The 23,922-nt window shown below is 64.6% G+C and carries 24 protein-coding genes; 15 read left to right on the top strand and 9 right to left on the bottom strand.

The genetic code is table 11. From position 1 onward, the window contains the following. Position 1: 1 nt before the first annotated feature. Positions 2-295 carry a DUF1330 domain-containing protein gene (locus XH91_RS22640; RefSeq protein WP_128952629.1) on the top strand — a complete coding sequence of 98 codons (294 nt, stop codon included), beginning with the start codon at positions 2-4 and terminating at the stop codon, positions 293-295. A gap of 14 nt (positions 296-309) precedes the next feature. Here XH91_RS22640 and XH91_RS22635 read toward each other — a convergent pair whose 3' ends face one another. Then, the gene (locus XH91_RS22635; RefSeq protein ID WP_128952628.1) at positions 310-3,147 is read right to left on the bottom strand and encodes an ATP-binding protein; all 2,838 of its coding nucleotides are present in this window, start codon (positions 3,145-3,147) and stop codon (positions 310-312) included. Between the two features lie 356 nt (positions 3,148-3,503). On the opposite strand from XH91_RS22635, the gene XH91_RS22630 reads away from it, so the two are divergent. The 14 genes from XH91_RS22630 to XH91_RS22565 all read left to right on the top strand — a co-directional run bounded on the left by XH91_RS22630 (position 3,504) and on the right by XH91_RS22565 (position 15,259). Continuing rightward, on the top strand, positions 3,504-4,493 hold the full coding sequence (locus XH91_RS22630) for a Bug family tripartite tricarboxylate transporter substrate binding protein (protein WP_128954949.1): 990 nt from the start codon (positions 3,504-3,506) through the stop codon (positions 4,491-4,493). Positions 4,494-4,768: 275 nt separating this feature from the next. Further along, a complete protein-coding gene (locus XH91_RS22625; RefSeq protein ID WP_430644519.1) occupies positions 4,769-6,103 on the top strand; it encodes an ABC transporter substrate-binding protein in 1,335 nt (444 codons plus the stop codon). 99 nt (positions 6,104-6,202) lie between these two features. After that, the gene (locus tag XH91_RS22620) at positions 6,203-7,162 is read left to right on the top strand and encodes a carbohydrate ABC transporter permease (protein WP_128952626.1); all 960 of its coding nucleotides are present in this window, start codon (positions 6,203-6,205) and stop codon (positions 7,160-7,162) included. Next, positions 7,159-8,112: a carbohydrate ABC transporter permease gene (locus XH91_RS22615; protein WP_128952625.1), complete on the top strand. Its 954-nt coding sequence runs from the start codon at positions 7,159-7,161 to the stop codon at positions 8,110-8,112. Before XH91_RS22620 ends, XH91_RS22615 begins: the two co-directional genes overlap by 4 nt. Next, positions 8,109-8,321, top strand: coding sequence for a hypothetical protein (locus XH91_RS22610; RefSeq protein WP_128952624.1), 213 nt, complete (start codon positions 8,109-8,111; stop codon positions 8,319-8,321). Before XH91_RS22615 ends, XH91_RS22610 begins: the two co-directional genes overlap by 4 nt. A gap of 6 nt (positions 8,322-8,327) precedes the next feature. Further along, positions 8,328-9,425, top strand: a complete 1,098-nt coding sequence (locus XH91_RS22605; RefSeq protein WP_128952623.1) for an ABC transporter ATP-binding protein — start codon at positions 8,328-8,330, stop codon at positions 9,423-9,425. Beyond that, positions 9,418-10,425, top strand: a complete 1,008-nt coding sequence (locus tag XH91_RS22600; protein ID WP_128952622.1) for an ABC transporter ATP-binding protein — start codon at positions 9,418-9,420, stop codon at positions 10,423-10,425. Before XH91_RS22605 ends, XH91_RS22600 begins: the two co-directional genes overlap by 8 nt. Continuing rightward, positions 10,422-11,036 (top strand): dihydroxyacetone kinase subunit DhaL, encoded by a 615-nt coding sequence (dhaL, locus tag XH91_RS22595; RefSeq protein ID WP_128952621.1) that lies wholly within the window; start codon positions 10,422-10,424, stop codon positions 11,034-11,036. Before XH91_RS22600 ends, dhaL begins: the two co-directional genes overlap by 4 nt. After that, complete coding sequence (gene dhaM, locus XH91_RS22590) at positions 11,033-11,419, top strand: dihydroxyacetone kinase phosphoryl donor subunit DhaM (RefSeq protein ID WP_128952620.1); 387 nt, start codon at positions 11,033-11,035, stop codon at positions 11,417-11,419. The genes dhaL and dhaM overlap by 4 nt, the downstream gene beginning before the upstream one ends. Continuing rightward, entirely contained in the window at positions 11,412-11,726 is a 315-nt protein-coding gene (locus XH91_RS22585) for an HPr family phosphocarrier protein (protein ID WP_128952619.1), read from the top strand. The genes dhaM and XH91_RS22585 overlap by 8 nt, the downstream gene beginning before the upstream one ends. Positions 11,727-11,729: 3 nt before the next feature. Next, positions 11,730-13,328 carry a phosphoenolpyruvate--protein phosphotransferase gene (ptsP, locus tag XH91_RS22580; protein ID WP_128952618.1) on the top strand — a complete coding sequence of 533 codons (1,599 nt, stop codon included), beginning with the start codon at positions 11,730-11,732 and terminating at the stop codon, positions 13,326-13,328. Continuing rightward, complete coding sequence (locus XH91_RS22575) at positions 13,325-13,756, top strand: hypothetical protein (protein WP_128952617.1); 432 nt, start codon at positions 13,325-13,327, stop codon at positions 13,754-13,756. The genes ptsP and XH91_RS22575 overlap by 4 nt, the downstream gene beginning before the upstream one ends. Before the next feature lie 32 nt (positions 13,757-13,788). Next, positions 13,789-14,778, top strand: coding sequence for a dihydroxyacetone kinase subunit DhaK (dhaK, locus tag XH91_RS22570; RefSeq protein WP_128952616.1), 990 nt, complete (start codon positions 13,789-13,791; stop codon positions 14,776-14,778). Positions 14,779-14,803: 25 nt separating this feature from the next. Next, entirely contained in the window at positions 14,804-15,259 is a 456-nt protein-coding gene (locus XH91_RS22565) for an RbsD/FucU family protein (protein WP_128952615.1), read from the top strand. Positions 15,260-15,303: 44 nt separating this feature from the next. On the opposite strand, the gene XH91_RS22560 is transcribed toward XH91_RS22565, so the two are convergent. Genes XH91_RS22560 through XH91_RS22525 form a run of 8 tightly spaced genes read right to left on the bottom strand, consistent with a single transcriptional unit; the run spans position 15,304 to position 23,922 of the window. After that, a complete protein-coding gene (locus XH91_RS22560) occupies positions 15,304-15,930 on the bottom strand; it encodes an FMN-dependent NADH-azoreductase (RefSeq protein ID WP_128952614.1) in 627 nt (208 codons plus the stop codon). 3 nt (positions 15,931-15,933) lie between these two features. Further along, the gene (locus XH91_RS22555) at positions 15,934-17,511 is read right to left on the bottom strand and encodes an isochorismatase family protein (protein WP_128952613.1); all 1,578 of its coding nucleotides are present in this window, start codon (positions 17,509-17,511) and stop codon (positions 15,934-15,936) included. Positions 17,512-17,531: 20 nt separating this feature from the next. Beyond that, positions 17,532-18,380 carry an MBL fold metallo-hydrolase gene (locus XH91_RS22550; RefSeq protein ID WP_057758792.1) on the bottom strand — a complete coding sequence of 283 codons (849 nt, stop codon included), beginning with the start codon at positions 18,378-18,380 and terminating at the stop codon, positions 17,532-17,534. A 30-nt stretch (positions 18,381-18,410) separates the two neighbouring features. Next, positions 18,411-19,295: an amidohydrolase family protein gene (locus XH91_RS22545; RefSeq protein WP_128952612.1), complete on the bottom strand. Its 885-nt coding sequence runs from the start codon at positions 19,293-19,295 to the stop codon at positions 18,411-18,413. Continuing rightward, the gene (locus tag XH91_RS22540) at positions 19,292-20,413 is read right to left on the bottom strand and encodes a vWA domain-containing protein (protein ID WP_128952611.1); all 1,122 of its coding nucleotides are present in this window, start codon (positions 20,411-20,413) and stop codon (positions 19,292-19,294) included. The genes XH91_RS22545 and XH91_RS22540 overlap by 4 nt, the downstream gene beginning before the upstream one ends. Continuing rightward, complete coding sequence (locus XH91_RS22535; protein ID WP_128952610.1) at positions 20,410-21,291, bottom strand: AAA family ATPase; 882 nt, start codon at positions 21,289-21,291, stop codon at positions 20,410-20,412. Before XH91_RS22535 ends, XH91_RS22540 begins: the two co-directional genes overlap by 4 nt. Before the next feature lie 12 nt (positions 21,292-21,303). After that, positions 21,304-22,326 carry a xanthine dehydrogenase family protein molybdopterin-binding subunit gene (locus XH91_RS22530; protein ID WP_128952609.1) on the bottom strand — a complete coding sequence of 341 codons (1,023 nt, stop codon included), beginning with the start codon at positions 22,324-22,326 and terminating at the stop codon, positions 21,304-21,306. Next, complete coding sequence (locus tag XH91_RS22525; RefSeq protein WP_128952608.1) at positions 22,327-23,922, bottom strand: xanthine dehydrogenase family protein molybdopterin-binding subunit; 1,596 nt, start codon at positions 23,920-23,922, stop codon at positions 22,327-22,329.

Raw genomic sequence — 23,922 nt, 5'->3', positions numbered from 1 at the left:
GATGGCCAAGGGCTATTGGATCACCCTCTATCGCTCGATTTCCGATCCAGAGGCGCTGGCGGCCTATGTGAAGCTCGCCGGGCCCGCGATCAGCGCGCATGGTGGCCGCTTCCTCGCGCGCGGCGTTGCCACGAAGGTCTATGAGCAGGGCATTGCCCAGCGCACCACGGTGACCGAGTTCGACAGCCTCGAACTCGCTGTGGCGGCGCACGACAGCCCTGCCTATCAGGAGGCGCTGAAGACGCTCGGCAAGGCCTGCGAGCGGGATGTCCGGATCGTCGAAGGATTGGGCTGACGTTGCGATAAGCGTCATGCCCGCAATTGCGCGATCAGGTCGCGCGCGATCCGCATATCGGCGATCCCGGATCCTTCAGTCATGGCGCCGCATGCCTTCTCCACAACCGCGCGCGCTTCGGTGCGCTGGTCTCGTCCGATCCCGAGCTGCGCAATGCTGATCGCGCAGCGCAGCTGCCAGAAGTGCGCGCCTTGCTGTGCCGCCAGCTCCATCGCCTCGTGAAAGCAGGCATCAGCGGCTTCCGATTGCGGCGACTCCCTCAGCATCAGCTCGCCCTTGATGCGAAGCAGCTCGGGCAGATACCAGCGTTCCTGCCTGTCGTTGCAGCGCGCCAGCGCGTTCTCGATCGCGTCCAAGCCGTGGTGGACCTGGCTCGCCTGTCCGAAACACGCCGCGAGTTCGCCGAGCAGTGGAAGAAATCGCGGCAGGAAGCGTGCATCGCCGGCGCGATTGAGCTCGTCGCGGAGTAACGGCAGACCCGTCTCGACATCCGTACGCTTTGCGACGACCAGCGCGTTGAACGCACGGGCCCACAGGCCCCAGAGCCGGATCGCGTGCCGATCGGTATGCTCGAGCAACTCGGTGCCATAGCGCTCGGCGGCGTCGTAGTCGCCGGCCAGGAACGCGATCGGGCAGGCGGCTTGTCCGAGCACGCTGCAGAAGGTCAGCGCGTGGCCGTTGGCGCGGCCTTCGTGGATGTTCTGCTCGGCAAGCGCAAGAGCCTGGTCGGCCTGACCTTGCAGCCACAGGATGCGGGCGCGGAAATACTGCGTCGATATCCGCAGATCGAGCGGGAAGATCTTTGGCTTCTCAGCCAGCACATGCAGCGACGAATTCACCCGGTCGATTCGAACGCGCGCCTCGCGTTGGTCGCCGAGATAATGCAGCACGACGGCCGTGAGCCGGTCCGCCAACATGAGGTCGGTTTTGTCAGCCGAATTCGCCGCGGCCTCGGCGAAACGGTCGGCCAGCGCGCGTGCCTTGCCGAACGCTCCGTTGTTGAATTGGTCGATGGAGAGGCCCCAGAGGGCCCGCAAGCGGAAATCCTTGTCATCGAGCCTGTCGGCCAGCTCGAGAGTGGCTTCGAGGATCGGGCGGGCCTCGCGCGCCCGTCCTTCGCCATACATCAGCGACCAGCCAAGCGCTGCCAGGAGCTGCATGCGCACGCGCTCGTCGCCGTGGTCTGCGAGGGCCGCAAGTGCCGTCCTGGCGCGCTCGCGACACTCGGAAAATAATGACAGGCGGATCCAGAGCGTGACGGCCACCGCCGTCAACACGATTCCGAGCTGTGTGTCGCCATCGGCCGAAAAGGCCCAATCGATCGCGGCACGCAGATTGTCCAGTTCCGCGCCATAGGTACCGAGCCAGTCCGCCAGTGGAGCGGATGTTTCGGCCTCGGCGCGCTCGAAAAGATCGCGAAAATATTCGGCGTGCCGCTGCGCGATCCGCTTCGCTTCGCCGGCCTCGTTCAGCTTGCCAAACGCGTAGGTGCGTGTTGTATCCAGCAGGCGATAGCGCAGTGCTCGCGCGCCCGACGGTGCGATCAGCGACTTCGTGACGAGATTGTCGATCGCCTCCATGGTCGCGGCGGCGCTGAGTCCGTCGCCCGAGGCGACGGCGGCAGCGGCCTCCGGCGTGAACGGCCCGGCGAATACGGACAATCGCCGCAAGATCGCGCTCTCGGATGCGGGAAGAAGGTCGTAGCTCCAGTCGAGCGCGGCGCCGAGCGTCTGATGTCGCGGGATGGCCGTGCGGCGCCCGCGCCATTGCAGTGAAAAGCGGCTGTCGAGCAGGGATGCCGTGCCGGCGATGCCATAGGCGTTGACGCGTCCCGCGGCGAGCTCGATCGCGAGCGCTATACCGTCGAGGCGGCGGCAGATGTCGGCCACCAGCGGTGCTTCTTCCGCGCTCAGCTGAAATGGTCCGGAGCTCTGCGCAATTCGTTCGATGAAGAGCTGGGCCGCCGGATAGGCGAGGATTTCGGGCACGGTGAGGTCGTCGCGCCGAGGCGGACAATCGAGCGGAAACAGTCGGAAGATCCGTTCTCCCTCGCTGCGAAAGGATTCCCGGCTGGTCGCCAGTACATGCAATCGCGGTACTTCGCGAACCAGGCGCTCGACGAGCGGGGCAAGGGTCTCCAGCACGTGCTCGCAGCTGTCGAAGATCAGCAGCGTCGGTTTCGTCTGGAGGTGCGTCAGCAGCGCCGGGACCGGATCCTCCGCATTGATGGACAGCCCGAGCGTCGATGCGATGGTGGTTGCTGCGAGCTCCGGCTTCCTCACCGGCCCGAAGTCGACAAAGAACACATGCCCGTCGAAATGTGCAAGCCGGCGATGGCCGACGGTCACGGCCACGGCAGTCTTGCCGATGCCGCCGGGGCCGACCACCGTCACGAAGCGATGCGTTGCCAGCCCGGTCGCAATCTTCTCGATGACGTCGTCGCGCCCGATCACCCGCGCGAGCGGAGCGGGAAGGGAACGTGGCAGAGGGATGTCGGTCAGGGGCGCGGGAGGTGCGGGTGCGAGCTGGGTGAGAGATGCAACGAAGCAATAGCCGCGTCCCGGGACGTTGACGACATAGCGGGCCGATTTGCCGGTGTCGCCGAGTGCCTTGCGCAGGGCTGCGATGTGGAAGCGGAGGCTGCCATCGTCGACATTCACGTCGGCCCAGACACGCTTGACGAGCTCGCGCTTGTCGACGACTTCGCCGGGCCGCTCGGCCAGGAAGATCAGGATGTCGAGCGCGCGGCCGCCGACGTGAAGATGCGCGCCGTCCTTTTCCAGGAGGCGAGACTTTGGAAACAGTCGAAATGGCCCAAAAGAGATGGCCGAGTCTTGTTTGTTGTCTGGCACGCGCCATCGCCCCCGCAGCGGGGAGTCAAAATAGTTTGACTTTTTCCTATCAGAACGAACCGTACAGTAAACTCGACGAAAGCAGCGGGAGCGGCATGAGGTGCGCGCGCCGTTGCTCCGACCGGCTCAGAGAGTCTTGAAATATTGCTGTTAGATGAATGGTTTAGTCTGGTGTGCGAGATTGGCTCAGCCGCTGAGCTGTCCGTCTTGCGCAGGGACCGTAGCCGAAAACGGATGGGCACTCTCATTTCGCGCACGAGCCGGGAGTGGCGCGCTGATCGAATGGGCCATTGACGATGGCTGCCTCCTGCTGCGTATGGAGCTTTCAGAGCCGGTCCCGACGTTCGGAACAGGACATGCCCTCCCTCTCGCGGCGAGATTTCGTCAATGCGGCCACGCTTGGCGTTGCGCTCTCCGGACTGTCGCGCAGCGCGAATGCGGCTGACTATCCGTCGCGCCCAATTCGGCTTGTGATTCCCTATGCCGCGGGCGGCTCGGGTGATCAGATCGGACGACCCTGGGCCGAGAAGATGTCATCTCGACTTGGCTCAACCTTTGTCGACAATGTCGGCGGTGCGGGAGGCGCGATCGGGACGACTGAGGTCGCGCGCGAGACGCCCGATGGCTATTCGTTGCTTCTGGGAAACGGCAGCACGCAGGTCATCATTCCGCTGACGACGCCAAATCCTTCGTATTCCATGGGCGATTTCCGGGCGATCTATCGCCTGATCAGCAGTGCGCTGGTTTTCGTCGTGCACCCGTCGCTGCCCGTCACAGACCTGCAGGGCCTGATCGCCTATGCCAGAAGCAAACCGGGTACGCTGTCCTATGGAACCCCCGGCATCGGCACCGGAAATCACCTCGTGGGGGAGCTGTTCAAGCAGCAGGCCGGCGCCCTGGATATCGTCCACGTTCCCTATCGGGGAATCGCACAGGCCACCAACGATCTCGTTAGCGGTCAGATATCTCTCGTCATTGCCGTCATGTCGGTTCAATTGCAGCAACTGAGCCGGGCCGGCAAGGTAAGGTTGCTTGCAGTCACGACCGACAGGCGCTTGAGCGGCGCGCCGGAGATTCCGACCGCGATTGAATCCGGCATGCCCGATCTCAGCTACGAGGGATGGTTCGGCCTGTTCGCACCGAAAAAGACTGATGATGCGATCATCGACCGCATCGCGCAGGCAACTCGGCTGGCGATGGCGGATCCAGCACTGCAGGCGAATTACCGCGCGCAGGGCATGGAGCCCGACGGCGATTCAGGTCCGGAGAAATTCCAGCGGGTTGTTGATGCCACTTCGGCAAGCCTTGCGCCGGTGATCAAATCGATCGGACTTCAGGCGCTGTAACCGCCTGACCTTCGTGTGCTGGAGACGATGTACAATCTCTGCGGGCTTCATGTCGGGAGCCGACGAACCGCGCTTGCAATGTTTAGTAAACCGTGCATTACTAAACAAATCGAGCCTGCCGGGCCTATAGAATCCGGGTGGCGCGAGGAAACACCAGTTTAGTTACTCAGCTCGTCGTGGACTGTGTCGCTCTGCTCGAAGCATTCGAGCGGGTAGGAAAGCCGCGCCATGTCGATGGCCGGCCCACTCGGAGGGAACGTGTAATGAAACGAACGATGAAGACGCTTGTAGTGGCATGCGGGGCAGTGGCCGCCGCGCTTGGCGTCGGAGCGGGCACCACGCCCGCGCAGGCGCAAGGCAAGACCATCACACTGTGCTGGGCCGCATGGGACCCGGCCAATGCATTGGTCGAATTGTCGAAGGACTTCACCGCCAAATCGGGTATCGGTATGAAGTTCGAATTCGTGCCGTGGACCAATTACGCCGATCGCTTCCTGAACGAACTCAATTCGCACGGCTCACTGTGCGACCTCATCATCGGCGATTCCCAATGGATCGGCGGCGCCGCGGAGAACGGCCAGTACGTCAAGCTCAACGATTTCTTCAAGAAGGAAGGAATCAGCATGGACGACTACATGCCGGCCACGGTGGTCGGTTATTCCGAGTGGCCGAAGAACACGCCGAACTACTGGGCGCTGCCGGCGATGGGCGATGCGGTGGGCTGGACCTATCGCAAGGACTGGTTCGCGCGCCCGGACGTGCAGAAGGACTTCAAGGCCAAGTATGGCCGGGAGATCGGCGTGCCGAAGACGCTCGACGAGCTCAAGGACATCGCGCAATTCTTCCAGGGCCGCGAGATCGACGGCAAGAAGGTCTATGGCGCCTCGATCTACACCGAGCGCGGCTCGGAAGGCATCACCATGGGCGTGTCGAACTACCTCTACGATTACGGCTTCAAATACGACGATCCGAAGAAGCCCTATGCGATGGACGGGTTCGTGAACTCGGCCAATGCCGTGAAGGGGCTCGAAGCCTACAAGGAGCTCTACAAGTGCTGCACGCCGCCCGGCGCTTCCAACTCCTACATGTCGGAGGGGCTTGATGCCTTCAAGTCCGGTCAGGTCGCGCTGCAGATGAACTTCTTCGCCTTCTTCCCGGGCCTCTACAAGGACCCGAACGTCGGCGGCGACAAGATCGGCTTCTTCGTCAATCCGGCCGGTCCCGCCGCGCAGGCGACGCAGCTCGGCGGGCAGGGCATCTCGGTAGTTTCGTACTCCAAGAACCAGGCCGAGGCGCTGCAATACATCAAGTGGTTCTCCGGCGGCGACGTCCAGAAGAAGTGGTGGGCGCTCGGCGGCTATTCCTGCGCCAAGTCCGTGCTGAACGATCCGAGCTTCCCTGGTAGCGCGCCCTTCGCAAAGGAGTTCCTGCAGTCGATGGGCATGGTGGTCGACTTCTGGGCCGAACCCTCTTACGCCCAGCTGCTGCAAGCCGAGCAGAAGCGCGTGCATGATTATGTGGTGGCCGACAAGGGCACTGCACAGGAAGCGCTCGATGGTCTGGTCAAGGACTGGAAGGCAATCTTCAAGGAAGAAGGCAAGAAGTTCTGAGGTTGATACCCGGAGCGCGTGCGCTCGCGCTCCGGACTTTCCTTCGATGACCGGAACCGTCGCATCGTCGACATCCCGGTGCCAGGATCGGTCGCTACGATGAATGAACTGAGTGCCTCTTCGCGGATCACATATCGGGCCGTCATGGTCCGGCCCGGTGTGGCGCGTCGTATCCGGGGCCTGTCGGACAAGACGCTCGCCTGGCTCTTCATCACGCCGACGATCGTATTGCTGCTGGCGATCAATATCTTCCCGCTGCTCTGGACGATCTATCTGTCGTTCACGAACTATCGCGCCAACAGGGCCAATGTGCCGACGATCTGGCTGGGCGCCGACTGGTACCAGTCGATTCTCACCGATCCGGACATCTGGGCGGCGATGCAGGTGACGGCGCATTTCGTGATCTGGACGGTCGTGATCGAGACCGTCCTCGGATTTGGCCTTGCCTATCTCATCGACAAGAAATTCCGCGGCCACGGCATGTGGACCACGATCATCCTGCTGCCGATGATGCTGTCGCCCGCCGTCGTCGGCAATTTCTGGACGTTCCTCTATCAGCCGCAGATCGGACTGTTCAACTACGTCGTCGCCTTCTTTACCGGCCGCGCCGCATCGTCCTTTCAGATGCTGGGCGACGTCACGCTGAGCCCCTGGGCCATCGTCATCGTCGATGCCTGGATGTGGACGCCTTATGTGATGCTGATCTGCCTGGCCGGTCTGCGGTCGATCCCCGATTACATCTATGAAGCGGCAGAGGTCGATCGCGCGTCGAAATGGCGGCAATTCTGGTCGATCACGCTGCCGATGGCGCTGCCGTTCATCATGCTGGCGGTGCTGTTCCGCGGCATCGAGAACTTCAAGATGTTCGACATGGTCAATCTGCTCACCGGCGGCGGGCCGGGATCGACCACCGAAGTTGCCTCGATCACGCTCAAGCGGGCGGCGTTCGAGAGCTGGCGCACCGGCTATTCCTCGGCTTTCGCGATCATCCTGTTCGTGACGGTCTTTGGTCTCGCCAACATCTACGTGAAAGCGCTGAACAGGGTGAAAAGCCGATGACCTCAGCCACCACAGCCCATTCGGTCGTCGAGCCCTCGGCCACGACGCGGCGTTTTGCCGGCTCGCTGGTCGTGCTCTACGCCATCATCACCATGATCCCGCTGGTCTGGATCATGCTCACCGCGTTCAAGTCGCCTGACGATGCGATCTCCTATCCGCCCAAGGTGCTGTTCAAGCCGTCGCTCGAAGGCTTCTGCAACCTGTTCACGACACGCTCGCGCCAGACGCCCGAATTCATCCGCTCGCTGGGGCCGCCACAAGGGATGTGCGACAGCATCGCGCGCGACCGCAACATGGTGGTCGCAGGTCCCTCGAACTATGTGCCGCGCTTCGTCAACTCGCTGATCATCGCGTTCGGCTCGACCGTGCTCGCCGTCGCGCTCGGCACCTTGTCGGCCTACGGCTTCTCGCGCTTCCGCGTACCCCTGAAAGATGATCTTCTTTTCTTCATTTTGTCGACCAGGATGATGCCGCCCATTGCGGTCGCGATTCCGATCTATCTGATGTACCGCACGATCGGATTGTCGGACACCAGGCTCGGGATGATCCTGCTCTACACCTCGGTCAACGTCTCGCTCGCGGTCTGGCTGCTCAAGGGTTTCATCGACGAAATCCCGCGCGAGTACGAAGAAGCCGCGATGATCGACGGCTATACCCGCTTCCAGGCTTTCGTGAAGGTGGTGCTGCCGCAGGCCACCACGGGGATCGCGGCAACCGCGATCTTCTGCCTGATCTTCGCCTGGAACGAATACGCCTTTGCGGTGCTTCTCACCTCGGGCAACGCCCAGACGGCGCCGCCGTTCATTCCGATCATCATCGGCGAGGGCGGTCAGGACTGGCCGGCAGTGGCCGCTGGCACGACGCTGTTCCTGGTGCCGATCGTGGTGTTCACGGTGCTCCTGCGCAAGCATCTGCTGCGCGGCATCACCTTTGGAGCTGTCCGCAAATGAGCCCCGATGTCACCCCAGCCATCGTGCGACGTGGTCTTGCAGACCGTGTTCTGCGCCGCGGCCCGCTTGAAGCCGCGGCGACCGCGATCATTGCCGCCGGCGTGGTCATGCTGATGCAGCCGTTTTCGCTGACGCTGTATTCCTGGTCGTTTGCGACGACCCTGTTCGGCACCGTGATGTTCACCATCGTGTCCAAGGTTCGGGAGTAGGGCGCGATGGCACAAATCAAGGTCGAGGCGCTCGACAAATCGTTCGGTTCGTTTCATGCGGTCAAGTCCGCCAGCTTCACGGTGGAGGATGGTCAGTTCCTTTGCCTGCTCGGACCTTCCGGCTGCGGCAAGACCACGACACTCCGCATGATCGCCGGCCTGGAGCTGCCGACGGCAGGCACCATCAGGCTCGACGGCGAGGATGTGACGATGAACCGCGCCTCGGCGCGCGACATCGCCTTCGTGTTCCAGCTGTTCGCGCTCTATCCGCACATGAATGTCCGGCACAACATCGGCTTTCCCCTGAAATGCGAGGGCATCGGCGCGGCCGAGCGTGACCGTCGCGTCGTCGAGGCCGCGCGCATCCTGCGGATCTCCCATCTCCTCGACCGTTCGGTCTCCGGCCTTGCCGGCGGCGACCGGCAGCGCGTCGCGCTGGGGCGGGCGATCGTACGCAAGCCGAAATGTTTTCTGATGGACGAGCCGCTCGGCGCGCTCGATACCGAGATGCGCGAGGCCATGATTCATGAATTGCGCGCCCTGCATGACCGGCTGGGCGCGACGACCGTCTATGTCACCCACGACCAGCTGGAGGCCATGGCGATGGCCGACAGGATCGCGGTGATGAACAATGGCGTGGTCGAACAGGTCGCAAGCCCGCGCGACATCTATGACCGGCCGGCGTCGCTGTTCGTCGCCGACTTCATCGGGTCACCGCCCATGAACTTCCTGCCGTTCCGTGGCGGCTTGCAGACCGGCGCAGAAGCGATCCGGCTTGGCGAACGGGACGTTGCCATTCCGACTGCGCGCGAAGCGATGGCGGAGAGCGAGCTCGTGCTCGGGGTGCGGCCCGAGCACGTGCGGTTCACGGATCGCGGCATGGTGCGCGGCGAGGTCTATGGCACCGAATATCTGGGCACGACGCAGATCGTGACGGTGACGACGAGCTATGGTGCGCTCAAGGCTCGTTCACCCAGCAGCAGATCGTTTCGAACGGGCGAGACCGTCGGCCTCGACTTCCGGCCCGACACGCTGTCGATCTTCGACCAGGCGTCGGGCCGGGCCATTCGCACCGCGTTGCACGAGGGAGCTGCGCATGGCTGAGGTCGAGATCGTCTCCGTCTCCAAGGCCTTCGGCAGGACGCAAGCGCTGAGCGACCTGTCGCTGACGATAGGCGACGGCGAATTCGTCGCATTGCTCGGCCCGACCGGTGCCGGCAAGACCACCGCGCTGCGCTTGATTGCGGGACTGGAGCAACCGGATAGCGGCTCGATCCGCATCGACGGGCGTGACGTCACCGGTGCGGCGCCTGCGGATCGCGACGTTGCCTTCGTCTTCCAGCAATATTCGCTGTATCCGCACCTCACCGTGTTCGAGAACATGGCCTTCGCGCTGCGAGCGCCGACCCGCCGCGTTCCCGAAGCCGACATCCGCACCAAGGTGCAGGAGGTCGCCCGTCTCCTTCACATCGAAACCAAGCTGGACAACAAGGCGACGCAGCTTTCGGGCGGGCAGATGCAGCGCGTTGCGATCGGCCGCGCACTGGTTCGTTCGCCCTCGATCTATCTGATGGACGAGCCGCTCTCCTCGCTCGACGCCAAGCTGCGCGGCGAGCTTCGCCTGGAGCTGAAGCGGATCCAGGTCGATCTCGGCGCCACGATCCTCTATGTCACCCACGACCAGACCGAGGCGATGACCATGGCCTCGCGCATCGGCGTGATCGAGGGCGGGCGGTTGTTGCAGATCGGCTCGCCGCGCGAGATCTACGAGAACCCGATCAACGCGCACGTCGCAGCAAGGTTGGGGCAGCCGACGATCAATCTGCTGCCGGCGGCCCTGTTCGGCAGCGCGCCTGCCGGTGTCGAGACGGTCGGTGCGCGGACCGAGCACCTGACGATCGCACGTGGCGGCGGCGATGTCTCGGCAACGGTCAAGCGTGTCGAGCATCTCGGCGACCAGAGCCATCTCCATCTCGATGTTGCCGGCCGACCGGTTGTGACGTTGGCGGATCCCGAGGCGGGCTTCGGCGCCGGAGATGTCGTGTCGCTTCGTCTCAACAAACCGCTGTTTTTCGATGCGAATGGCTGGAGGGTGGCGGCATGAGCCTTGATCGGGTAGCCAGGGAAAGATTGGTGCGAGCGCTGGCAGCGGCGGTGATCGAGCATGCGGACGAGTTGACGAGCCTCGACCAGGCGATCGGCGACGGAGATCATGGGCTGAACATGAAGCGCGGTTTCGAGGCGGTGCTCGCGGCACTGCCTGATCTTGCCGACAAATCGCTCCCGGACATGCTGAAGGCGATTGGAATGACGTTGGTGATGAAGGTCGGCGGTGCGTCGGGGCCGCTGGTCGGAACTTTCTTCATGGAATTAGGTAAGGCCCTCCCGGAACAGCCGAGCCGGCCTGATTTGGTCGCCGCGACGGACAAGGCGATCGAGGCAGTCAAGGCGCGCGGCCGTTCGGAGGCGGGACAGAAGACGCTGCTGGATGTCCTGGTGCCGGTTCACGTCGTCCTGGCGGGCGGCGGCGACGCCAGGGCCATTGCGGCCGAGGCTGCGCAAGCGGCCGATCGCACCACGCCCATGCTGGCGATTCGCGGCCGCGCATCTTTCCTTGGTGAACGCTCCATCGGTCATATGGACCCGGGCTCGCGCTCGGCATCCCTCCTGATCGGCGCAGCAGTCGAGATACTGGAATTCGAGGTCAATCCATGAGCAATGTCGGAATTGTCATCGTATCGCATTCGCCGAAGATCGCGGAAGGCGCGGCTGATATGGTGCGCCAGATGGTCGGTGACGCAGTGCCGCTGGCCTGGACCGGTGGCGATGTCGATGGCGGGTTAGGTACGAACGTTGCCGGAATCCTCGAGGCGATCGAGACCGCCTGGTCGCCGGCAGGTGTTGCGATCCTCGTCGATCTCGGCGGTGCCGAGACCAATTCGGAGATGGCGGTGGAGATGCTCTCCGAAGATCGTCGTGCGCGCGTGCTGGTCTGCAATGCCCCGGTGGTCGAGGGGGCGGTGATCGCCGCGACCGAATCTTCGGGCGGCTCATCGCTTGCCGCCGTCAAGCGCAGCGCGGAGGAATTCTATGCATGATGCCAATGTCAACCGGGCGGCCCAGTCGTTCGCGCCGCTGACTGCCTCCGCGGTTCTCGTCAACCCGGTCGGCCTGCACGCGCGGCCATCGGTGAAGCTCACGCAACTGGCTAAGGGCTTTACCGCGAAGATCGAAATTGCGCTTGCGCCTGAGGGACCCTGGACCGACGCCAAGAGCCCGGTGAAGGTCATGCGGGTGAAGGCACCGCAAGGCGCTACGCTGCATTTCCGCGTCAACGGTCCTGATGGCGAGGCAGCGCTCGCGGCCATGCTGGCGCTGGTGCATGACGGTTTCGGCGAGGCGTAAGTCGTGGGCGAGATCCATCTCACCGGCCATCCCGCTTCGCCCGGCCTCGCCATCGGCCCGGTCGCTGTGCTGACGACAGAAATCGCGAGCAGGGCGGCGAAGGGCGATCCGGCGCAGGAGGCCGCAGAGCTGAAGGCGGCGATCGAGGGAGCAGCAGCGGAGCTCGCCGACCTGATCGCGACGGTTCACGGTGAGGCCGCGGAGATTCTGGAGTTCCAGGTTGCGATGCTCGGCGACGATGCACTTGCAGAGGGTGCTTACGAAGCCATTGCGGAGGGTACGGCCGCCGACGAGGCCTGGCGTGCGGCACTCGAAGCCGAAATTTCAGGCTATCGGGCGGCGGACGAGGAATATTTCCGGGCGCGCGCTGCCGATCTCGTCGACATTCGCGATCGCGTGCTGGCGGGCCTGAACGGTGCCAACGCGATCGCCGAGATCTCAGGCGATTCGGTCGTCACGGGTGACGATATTTCGCCGTCGACGTTCCTCGCCGTTGACTGGACTCGGGGCGGCGCCATTGCACTGGCCGCCGGATCGCCATCGTCGCATGTCGCGATGCTCGCGCGATCGCGTGGCGCTCCGATGGTGGTTGGGTTGGGGCCGTTGCCATGGAACGGACAGCCGCCGTCACTGGCGCTGGTCGACGGCGACGCTGGTACGGTGATCTTCGATCCCCATCCCGAAACGCGCCGCCTGTTTGAACACCGCATGGCGGCTGCGAATGCCGCGCAGATTGCTGCCGATGCCGGCCGCCTCAAACCCGCGCTGACGGCGGATGGAATGCGCATCGCCGTCATGCTCAATGTCGCCGCGCCGGAAGAGCTGGCCAGTCTCGATCCCATCATCTGCGACGGCATCGGCCTCGTGCGGACGGAATTTCTGTTCGAGGGATCGCGGGGCCTGCCCCGCGAAGATACGCAATACCAGGTCTATCGCCGCATTCTCGAATGGGCGGAAGGACGGCCGGTGACAATCCGCACCCTCGATGCGGGCGGCGACAAGCCGATCCCAGGCGTGACTGTCGATGGCGAGCGCAATCCATTCCTGGGTCTGCGCGGTATCCGGCTCTCGCTGGCGCGGCCGGAGGTGTTTCGCGTGCAGTTGCGGGCGCTGTGCCGTGCAGCCGTGCATGGGACGCTGAAGGTGATGCTGCCGATGGTCGCGATCCCGTCGGAGCTCGACCGCGCCAATGCCCTGCTGGACGCAGAGTTTGCCACCCTCAGGGCGGAGGGCGTCGCCTGCGCGCGGCCGCCGCTGGGCATTATGGTCGAGGTCCCCTCGGCAGCGCTATGCGCAGAGGATTTCGGCGCGGCGTTCTATTCCATCGGATCGAACGACCTGACCCAATACACGATGGCCGCGGCGCGCGATATCGGCGCTGTCGCCGGCCTCAACGATGCCGGTCATCCAGCGGTGCTGGCGCTGATTGCGCGAACGGTCGAGGCCGGTCGCAAGCGCGGTGTCGAGGTCTCGCTCTGCGGCGATGCCGCGGCCGATACGCGCTTGACGAAGGCGCTGCTGGCGACGGGCTTGACGACTCTGTCGGTCTCGCCGATTGCGGTGGCGCGGCTCAAGGCCGCCATTGCCGGAGTGACCGCATGAGCGAGGATGCAGAGGAAGAGGCGAGCCGGCCGGGCGACAGCAATGTCGCCGATTACAAGCTCATCCTGCGACGGGCACTCGACAACCGACCGTCCGGGACGCGGTTGAAGCTCGCGGCCGCGCTTGGCAAGAACCGCTCCTTCGTCAGCCAGATCACCAATCCGGCCTATCTGGTGCCGATCCCCGCAAAGCATGTCGCGATCATCTTCGAGGTCTGCCATCTCTCGGGTAGCGAGCGTGCGGCTTTCCTCGAAGCCTATGGGCGTGCGCATCCGGGGCGGTTGCGCGGCGCTCACCGCGAGGCGCGCACGCGCGTCGTGACCGTGACGGTGCCCGATCTCGGCGATGACAAGAAAAATCGCGCTCTGGAGCAGCTCATCGTCGACTTCGCGGCCCAGCTCGCACGCTATGCCGAAAGCATCGGCTGACGGATTCGAAACGAAAAAACCGGGAGGACGCCATGAAAAAGCTGATCAACAGCGCCGACACGGTGCTCGAAGAGAGTCTCGACGGGCTTGCAGCTGCTCACGCCGATATCCTGCTGCTTGGTGCCGACAGGAAGTTCGTGCGCCGACGCAGTTTGAAACCGGGCAAGGTTGCGCTGATCTCGGGCGGCGGCTCCGGCCATGAACCGCTTCATGCCGGCTTCGTCGGCCATGGCATGCTCGATGCCGCCTGTCCAGGCCAGGTCTTCACGTCGCCGACGCCGGATCAGATGATCGAGGCGGCGGAGGCTGTCGATACCGGCGCGGGCGTGCTCTTCATCGTCAAGAACTACGAAGGCGATGTGATGAATTTTACCATGGCCGCCGAGATGGCCGGGCGCGAGGTCGCAAGCGTGGTCACCAATGACGACGTCGCGGTCGAGAAATCGACCTATACGACCGGCCGTCGCGGCGTTGCGGGCACGCTGATCGTTGAAAAGATGGTCGGCGCCGCGGCGGAAAAGGGCATGCCGCTCGCCGCGCTCAAGACGCTCGGCGATGATGTCAACCGGCGCACCCGATCGATGGGCGTCGCGCTGCTGCCGTGCACCGTTCCGGCGGCGGGCCGGCCGAACTTCACGCTGACTGACAACGAGATGGAGATGGGCGTCGGCATTCACGGCGAGCCGGGACGCCGCCGAGTGCCACTGGCCTCTGCCGATGCTATTGCCGCCGACATAGTTGGCGCGATCCTGGATGATCTCGAGCCGAGCAAGGGCAGCGAGGTCGTGCTTCTGGTCAACGGGTTCGGCGCGACGCCGTTGATCGAGCTCTATTTGATGGTCAACAGCGCCAAACGGATTTTGGATGGCGCCGGGATCACGGCGACGCGTTTCCTGACCGGCTCCTACGTGACATCGCTCGACATGGCCGGTGCTTCGATCACCGTCTCAGTGCTCGATGACCAATCGAAGGAATTGTGGGACGCTCCGGTGCATACCGCCGCACTCCGCTGGCGCATGTGATAAACAGGGAACGGAGGGACCCACCATGCTCAAGGGCATCAACCCACTGCTCAATGCCGACGTGCTCTATGCCTTGCGTGCCATGGGGCACGGGGATCGTCTCGTCGTGTGCGATACCAATTTCCCGGCCGACTCGATCGCGCGCCAGACCGCATTCGGCGAGCTGCTTCGCATCGACAATGTCAGCACCGCCAAGGCGATCGAAGCCATTCTCTCGGTGCTGCTGCTCGATACATTCGTGGACGATGCGGCGATGCGCATGGAGATCGTCGGCCAGCCTCAGGAAGTGCCACCGGTGCAGCACGAGGTGCAGGCCGTGATCGACCGCGCCGAGGGGCGCTCCTGGCCGCTGGTCGGGGTCGAACGCCACGCCTTCTATGAGAAAGCCAAGGCCGCCTATTGCGTGATCGCCACCGGCGAGCGGCGCTTCTACGGCTGCTTCATCCTCTCCAAAGGCGTCATCGCGCCGGACGGAGAGTGACGATCGTGAGTCCTGGGACCGGGCGAATCACCTGACAATGTGGCTCAGAACCGCTTTGCCATCTCGGCGAGGCGGCGATGCGCGGTCTCGCGGGCGGCGCGGATCGGCTCGGTAGGGCCTGTGGTCGGGCCGATCGGGACGAAGCGCACGTTGCTGACACCGATGAAGCGGAGCGCTTCGCGCAGATAGGGCGTCGCCATGTCGATGCGGCCGCGATTCATGCCGGTCGCAAAGTCGCTGCCGGAGGCGAGGATCACGATGGTCGGCCGGTCCTTCAGCAGCGGCAGATATCCCTGCGCGGGATCGAAGCGGAAGGTCAGGCCGGGCTGGATCACAATGTCGAACCACTGCTTCAGCTTGTAGGGGATGCCGAAGTTCCACATCGGCGTCGAGATCAGCACGCGATCGGCCAGCGAGAAGCGTGTCGCCATCCGTTCGGCTTCGGCAAAGCTGTCCCGCTGGGCGTCATTGAAGGCTAGCGCCTTCATCCGTGCGTATTTGGCCTCGACGATAGGGCCGGCAAATTCCGGCATCCGCTCGCGCCAGAGATCGACGACGTCGATGTCCCAATCGGGGCGGGCTTGGCGAAAGCCGTCAAGGAAAACGCCGGCGCCGGCGCTCGACTCGGAATCGGCACGCGGTGAGCAGGAGAGGTGCAGGAGCTTGGCCACCGTTCATCCCAGCGCTCTGATGACGGCATCCGCCCTGGTCACCACCGCGACGTTCTGCATGGCAAAATTGATCGAGGCCGAGTGCCAATCGGCATTCATGGTCGAGCAGCAATCCTCGGGCACGATCATGAAATAGCCCTTGTCGGCGCCGGTGCGGGCGGTGTGCTCGACCGACATGTTGGTCCAGGCGCCGGTGTTGATGATCATGTCGCGGCCGGTGGCTTTCAGGATCGTCTCCAGCCTGGTGCCTTCCCAGGCGCTCATGCGCATCTTCTCGACGACGAAATCGCCAGGCCGCGGCTCGAGGCCGGAGACCGGCGCAGCGCCCCAGCTGCCGCGCACCATCGCCTTGCTGTCGACCAGCCCTTCGAACAGCGGCGCGTTCAGCGTCACGCCGGGCGCGCCTGGCTCGACCACGAACCAGACATGGATGATGGCGACGCCGCGCGCGCGGGCCGTTTCAGCCAGGCGCCGGACGTTCTCGACCACGTGCTGCTGCTTGGCGTGGCCGGGCGCACCGGACTCGGCGAAGGCGCCGCCATCCATGATGACGTCGTTCTGGAGGTCCTGGATGATCATGGCGCAGCGGTTCGGATCGAGGCGCAACTCGCCATCGGCGAGGATCGGCGCCGGGGCCGCTGGGCCTCCGCTCGTGGCGCTGCCACTGCTGCGCCTGCCGCTCATATAGGGCTCGTGGCGCGGCCCGGTCTTGGTCGGGATGGCATAGACCGAATGCGTCGAGGTCAGGTACAGCGTACGGAAATCCTGATTACCCCAGGCGAGGTTGGCGACCAGCTCCGGCACGCGAACTTTTCCGAGCAGTTCGCCGCGCGGCGAATACACCCAGACGCCACCCGGCGCGGTGACCCAGACATTGCCGTGCTGATCGCACTTCATGCCATCAGGCACACCCGGCTCCAGCTCGGAGCGGATGCCGCTCGCGAAGACCCGCGCGTTCGCCAGCGTGCCGTCGGCATTGACGTCGAACACGCGGATCAGCGCCTGCACGGTGTCGTTGACGTAGAGCAGTCTTTCGTCGGGCGAGAAGCACAGCCCGTTCGGTTGGTCGAACAAATTGCGATCGACCACCAGCTTCGGCTCGCTGCCGGGCATGACGCGATAGACGCCCTGGAAGCCGAGCTGGCGTGGCCGCTCGACGCCATAGACCGGCATGCGGCCATACCAGGGATCGGAGAAATAGATCGCACCCGAGGAATGCACGCAGACGTCGTTCGGGCTGTTGAGCTCCTGCCCGCCAAAATGCGAGGCCAGCACCTCGCGCCGCCCATCCGGCCGTTCGCGGATCAGCGACGAGGTCGCGTGCTCGCAAACGATCAGATTGAGCTCGGCATCGTAGGTCATGCCGTTGCATTTGTTCGACGGGCGCTTGACCTCGGCGACACCGCGCCGGGCATCCCAGCGCCGTCGTACGTCGCCCGGCATGTCCGAGAACAGCAAGTAATGATCGACCGGATGCCAGATCGGGCCTTCGGTGAACTCAAAGCCTGTGCCGACCTGGGCAACGGGTGCGTAGGGGTCGATCAGGGTCTCGAATTCAGAACGCAAGGTGACGTGTGTCATCGGTCGGTCCTCACATCGTGCTAGGCCGGGAACCAGTTGCGAGCGGGCAGGGATTGCACGATCGGTCCCGGGACTTGGTCATGCAGGCGTCCCACGACATTGCCGCCTTCGATCTTGGCGGGGCGGTCATGCACCGGCAGCAGATAGCGCGAATTGCTGAGCAGCTTCTTGATCGCGGCCTTCTCGGCGCGCTTGCTGGTGCCGTGGTTGCCCGTCGTGCGCGGCTCCCAGTCATGGATCTCGTGGAAAGGCGTCACGATCTGGTCGTTGAAATCGTAGATCACGTCACCGCAGATGGTGGCGATGCCATCGGCGGTCTCGACGATGATATTCATCGAGCCCTCGGTGTGGGCATTGGCGGCATCGCAATAGACGCCGGGCATCAGCTCGATCGGGCCGGTGATCTCCAGGTCGAGGAAGCGCAGCGCGCTCTTGGTGTGCAGGCGGTCGATCAAATGCTTGATGTCGGGCGCCGGATATTGCGGGTGCATCAGGCCGGAGACCGAATATTCCAGCTCCTTGCGGTTGAGCACGACGGTCGTGTTCATCGGGAACAGATCGTCCTTGCCGGCATGATCGATGTGCAGATGGGTGTGGCAGACGAAACGGACGTCGCCCATGCGGACACCATGGCGGGCAAGCTGGTTCTCGATCATGTGTTCGTGGTATTGCAGCCCCCGCATGCCCAGCGTCTCCATGATCTGGTTGGAGCGATAGCCGGTGTCGACCACGACTGGATATTTGCCGCCGAGAATCAAAAAGCCCAGCGTGAGGACGCGGCGGGTCCGGCCGCAGTCGCGGCCGAGCACCAGGAAGCTCGATTCCAGCTCGATATCGCCGTAGTCCAGGATCTTGATCTCCAGCGCCATTCGTTTCCCTCCCTGTTCTGCTCTTGTTTTTTAAAGCCGATAGACGCGCGTTGCGGTGCCTCGGAAGATTGCATCCCGTTGCTCGGCGCTCAGCGGCGCGGCTGCTGCGCGAAATGCGTCAACGAGCTCGCGATAGCTGGTCCACAATTTCTCGATCGGAAAATTGGAGCCGAACAGGCAGCGTTCGGCGCCGAAGATCGCGACGGTGTCCATGACCACCGCGGCAATATGCGCGGGATCGTTGCGGTGGATGAAGGTGCCAAGCCCGGAGAGCTTCGAGACGATATTCGGACATATCGCGAGTCGGGCCATGCCGGCGCGCCAGGCGGCGCGGCCTGCGGGCGAGAGATCCTCCAGCATGCCGGCATGCTGGAGGATGAAGGTCACCTTGGGGCAGGATTCGGCGAGCAGTGCCGCGTCCGGCATCTGCGGCGTGAAGACCTGGAGATCAAAGCTCCAGCCGTAGTCGGCGAGCCGGGCGACATTGCGGCGGACCATGGGATCGATGCACAGATCGGGCTTGGCCGCAAAGCGATAGAGCGGGTTCTCGTGCCAGTGCAGCTGCATGCGCACGCCGCGCACGAGGGAATGGCGCTTCAGCCGGTCGAGCTGCGGACGAACGTCGTCGACGGCGAAATTGGCATAGGCGACGATGGCGTGCGGCCAACCCTGCTCGTCGGCGGTCTTCTGCACCCAGGCCGCTTCGTCCTCGAAACGATCGTTGGGCCAGTTGGTCTGGACGTAAACCGAGCGGCTAACACCGCTGCCTTTGAGGTCGTCGAGATATTCGCGAAGTGGGTAGTCGCGCCTGATGGCCTCGTAGGGTCCGAAGATGCGCGGTTGCATCGGGCCGACCAGCCAGGGCAGGTCGGCCTGCCGCCAGATGTGATGATGGCCGTCGACAATCTCGGTCACGCAACGCTCCTTCGTCCCAGTGCCAGTACGTATGCGACGATCGATCCGGTCGATCCGCCGTCGACGAGGTCATCGACGAAGCGCTCGATCGCGACGAGCGCCTCGGTCTGCGGACGAAACGCCGGGCCGCTCGCCAGCGGCGTCAGCCAACTCACGCGCCAGGCCCGCCGCGACAGCTTTGCCACGGCATCGCGCAACGCATCGGGCTCGCCGCGCTCCAGCCCGTCCGAAACGATGACCACGGCCGCGCCGCGCGCATAGCCGCCGAAGCGGGGTACCGCGAGGAACGCTTGCAGCGCATCGCCGATGCGGGTGCCGCCGTCCCAGTCGCTGACGAGATGTGCGGCCGCGTTCAGCGCCTGCTCGCGGCGCTTCACGCGCAGCGCGCGGGTGACGCGGGTCAGCCGCGTGCCGAAAGTGAAGACCTCGACATTGGGCGCGGCCTGCACCAGCGCATGCGCCAGCTTCATGTTCTCCTCCGTGCGGCTCTTCATCGAGCCGGAGACATCGATCAGCAGCAGGAACTTGCGCGGGCGCTGGCGCCGCTTCATGTGGCCGAGCCGCAGAATTTCGCCGTCGCTGCGCACGCTGTCGCGCAACGTGCGGCGCAGATCGGCAAACGGACCGCGGCGGGCGCGCATCCGGCGGTGGCCGCGTCGACGCGGCAGGCGCCTCGGGGCTTCGCGTGCCAACCGGCGTAGCGCGTCGGTGGTGGAGAGCTGTGCGAAGCGGCGCTCGACCAGCGCCTCGGTGCGGGTCGCGGTCAAGCCGGATTCGTTGGCCTCGTCGGAGAGCAGCGGTTCCTCATCGCCGCGGCCTTCCTCCTGAAGGCGCACGGTCTCGTCATCCTCGCCATCATCGGCGCGCTCGATCGCCTCGCTGCCGCGGAAATGCAGGTCGAACAGGCGGTCGAACGTCGCACGGCGCTCCGGCGGAGGGGCGAGGGTAGCCAGTGCCGCCTGCCTGATATCCCTGAGGTCGCGCGGGCCGAGCAGCTCGATGGCGGTGAGGAACGCGGTGGTCTGCTCCGGCGCGACGGCGAAGGCGTTGGCGCGCATCAGTGCGACGAAGGAGACGAAGATTCTTGCGGCGCGCGGAAGCGCAAGCTCGGTGCTCATGCGGTGGCCTCCGCGAGCATCGCGTCCAGCCGGGGCGAGATGAAATGCAGATCCTCCTCGTCCTTCAGCGCGACGCCAATCGAGCGCTTGAACGCGTCGGGCCAACGCGCCCCGCCCTTGTGCAGCAACGTCGCGGCTTCCGCCCAGTCGACCGCCTCGGCGATTCCGGGCACCTTGCTCAGCGGCTCGCGCCGGAGCTTGCCGACCGCCGCGACGACGGCCCGCGCGGTGGCTTCGGCAACGCTGGAGGCGCGCAACATCACGATGCGCGCCTCGCGTTCCTCGGTCGGATAGTCGATCCAGTGATAGACGCAGCGGCGGCGAAGCGCTTCGTGCAAGTCGCGCGTCCGGTTCGACGTCAGCACCACCACGGGGCGCTCGGCGGCCCGCACGGTGCCGCGCTCGGGAATCGAAATTTGGAAATCGGACAGGAATTCCAGCAGAAACGCCTCGAATTCCTGATCGGCGCGATCGATTTCGTCGATCAGCAGCACGGTGGAATCAGGCGTACGCAGTGCCGCCAACATGGGGCGTTCGATCAGGAATGTCTCGCCATAGATGTCGATGCTCTCGTCGCCGGCCTGGCGGATCGCGAGCATCTGGCGGGGGTAATTCCATTCGTAGAGGGCGGCGGAGGCGTCGATGCCCTCATAGCATTGCAGGCGAATGAGACGGCGGCCGAGCACAGCGGCGATGGCTTTCGCGGCTTCCGTCTTGCCGACGCCGGGCGCGCCCTCGAGCAGCAAAGGCTTGCCGAGCGCGAGGCCGAGATAGGCTGATGTCGCAAGGCCCTCGTCGGCGAGGTAATAGGCTGCGCGCAGCGCCTTCTCCAGCGCCTCCGGGCTGTCGATGCCGACGATGTTGCTGCGGACCGCCATTGACGAAGACCTCTAGCGCCGCGCCTGCGGCCGCGCGCCGCCCTGGGCCTTGATCGCGCGCAGCACCTTTTCGGGGGTGATCGGCAGATCGTCGATCCGCACACCGACCGCGTTGAAGATCGCGTTCGCGACAGCGGGCAGCACTGGGTTGGCGCACATCTCGCCGGGGCCCTTGGCGCCGAACGGACCATCAGGGGCGGGGCGCTCCAGCACAGCAATATCGTGCGGGCAGATATCGCCGGGGCCGGGCATCAGATATTCGACGAAGTCGCGTGGGCCGTGGACGGGCTCGGGATAATACGGCTCCGGCGTCTCATACAGCGCGTGGCTGACACCCATCCAGGCGCCGCCGACGAGCTGCTGCTCGACCAGGCGCGGATTGAGCGCACGGCCGAGTTCATAGGCCGAGTCCATTCGCACCATCGCCACTTCGCCGGTCTCGTCATCGACATCGACTTCAGCGACGAGGCAGGCATGGGCATAGCAGGTCGCCGGCGACATCTCGCCCGTCTCCGGATTCACTTCGGAGAGCGGCACCAAAAAGATGCCACGGCCGGAGATGGTCTTGCCCTGCTTGAACTGCGCGGCAATCGCGACGTCCTTGGTCGAGATCGAGCGATGCGGCGCGCCCTTGACGTGGATGTTGCCGCGGCCGTCGGTCTCGAGGTCGGCGGCGTTGACCTCCAGCTCCTCGGCGGCGGCCTCCATCATCACGCCGCGCGCCTCGCGCGCCGCCGCCATCACCGCGTTCCCGACGCGATGCGTTCCGCGCGAGGCGAACGAGCCCATGCAATGCGGGCCGGTGTCGGAATCGGCGGTGTCGACATAGACGTCCTCGACCGGCACGCCCAGCGTCTCCGCGCAGATCTGCCGCGTCACAGATTTCATGCCCTGGCCCAGGTCGATCGACGACAACGCCACCGTGAACTTGCCGCTCGGGTTGGAATGCACCAGCGCCTGGCTGGGGTCGCCTCCGAGATTCATGCCGATGGGATAGTTGATCGACGCGATGCCGCGTCCGCGGTGCCGGGTCATCTAGCGCCTCCTGGTGCCGAAGACGGAGGAGAAACGAGTGGCGCCATGCGAGGGCGCCCCCGGCCGCGGTGCAGGCGGCGGCGGAGCCGGTGGAGGCGGCTCGCGCGGCGGTTCGCGGGTGACGGTGGGGGGCAGCCGGTCGTAGCTGGTGCGCTGCTGCGCCGGAGCGGTCGGTCGCACGCGCGAAGAGTCCGTTGGGGTCGGCGGGATCACGGCGCGGCTGCCGCCGCCGTCCTTGCGCGATGACGCGCGCTTGAACTCTTCACGCAGCGGCCATTTTGCCTTCTCGGCGGCGACCTGCACGCATTCGATCAGCGCGGTGTTCTTGGCCTCGCGCCGATGCGCCTTCATGTCGCCATCGCGATAGGCGTTGAGGATCCGGAACTCCATCGGATCCATGTTGATGAGATGCGCCAGCTTGTCCATCTGGCACTCGATCGCGAAATCCATCGCGGTGACGCCGAAGCCGCGCATCGCAGTCGCCGGCGTCCGGTTGGTGAAGACGCAATAGACGTCGCCGTAGACGTTGGGGATGGTGTAGGGGCCCGGCAGATGAGCGGCACATTTCACGGCGGCATAACTGGAGAGCCGCGTATAGGCTCCGCTGTCGAAATAGGCGCGGATCTTGCGCGCCACGATGCGGCCGTCACGCATGACGCCGTCCTTGATGTAGATGCGTTCGGCGCCGCGCGGCGGGCCGTACTGCATCTCCTCCTCGCGGCCGAACACGTAGCGCACGGGCTTTCCGGTCAGCATGGCGCCGAGGATGGCGAGCGGCTCGGTCAGCGTGTCGACCTTGCCGCCAAACCCTCCGCCGACGGTGCCGCCGATGAAGTGGAAGGTGTTGGAAGGCACGTCCAGGATCTTGGCGCAGGTGTCGACCGAGAAGAACAGTGCCTGGGTCGAGGTGTAGACGACATAACGGCCATTGGTGTCTGGCGCGGCGATCGCGCCGTTGGTCTCGGTCGGCGCGTGCTCGATCGGCGACATCTGGTAGCGTTGCTCCAGCACGTGGTCGGCCGTCGCGAGCGCCGCGTCGGCGTCGCCGAAGCGCAGCCTCTGGTGGTCGTAGGTCTCGTGATAGGTGAAGGTGTTCTTCGGATAGGTCTCGTTGACCACGGGCGCGCCTGATTTCAGCGCATCCTCGACGTCGAACACCGCCGGCAGCGGCTCGTAGTCGATCCTGACTTTCGCGATGGCCTCGAACGCCTCGCGCTCGCTGTCGGCGACGATGGCGATCACAGGCTCGCCCTTGTAGCGGACCTTGTCGACCGCCAGCGACGGCTCGTCGTCCTTGCCGAAATTGATCAGGCTGAGCAGCGTGTTGAGATTCACCGGCACGTCAGCGCCGCGGATGATCCTGCGCACGCCGGTCGAACGCTCCGCCTCGGCGGTGTCGATACGGCGGATACGAGCGTGCGCCTGCGTCGAACGCACGACCTTCAGATGCAGCATGCCCTGCAGCTTGTGGTCGTTGAAATAGCTCGACGTACCCGTGACATGGCCGAGCATGTCCTGCCGCTGCGTGCCCTTGCCGATTTCCTTGAGGTTATCGTCGCGCTCGTCGGCGAAAATGTCCTTGCGCAGTTCCAGCAT

It is taken from the genome of Bradyrhizobium guangzhouense (genome assembly GCF_004114955.1).
GTDB lineage: Bacteria > Pseudomonadota > Alphaproteobacteria > Rhizobiales > Xanthobacteraceae > Bradyrhizobium > Bradyrhizobium guangzhouense.
This window is presented reverse-complemented; position numbering and strand designations above follow the sequence as displayed.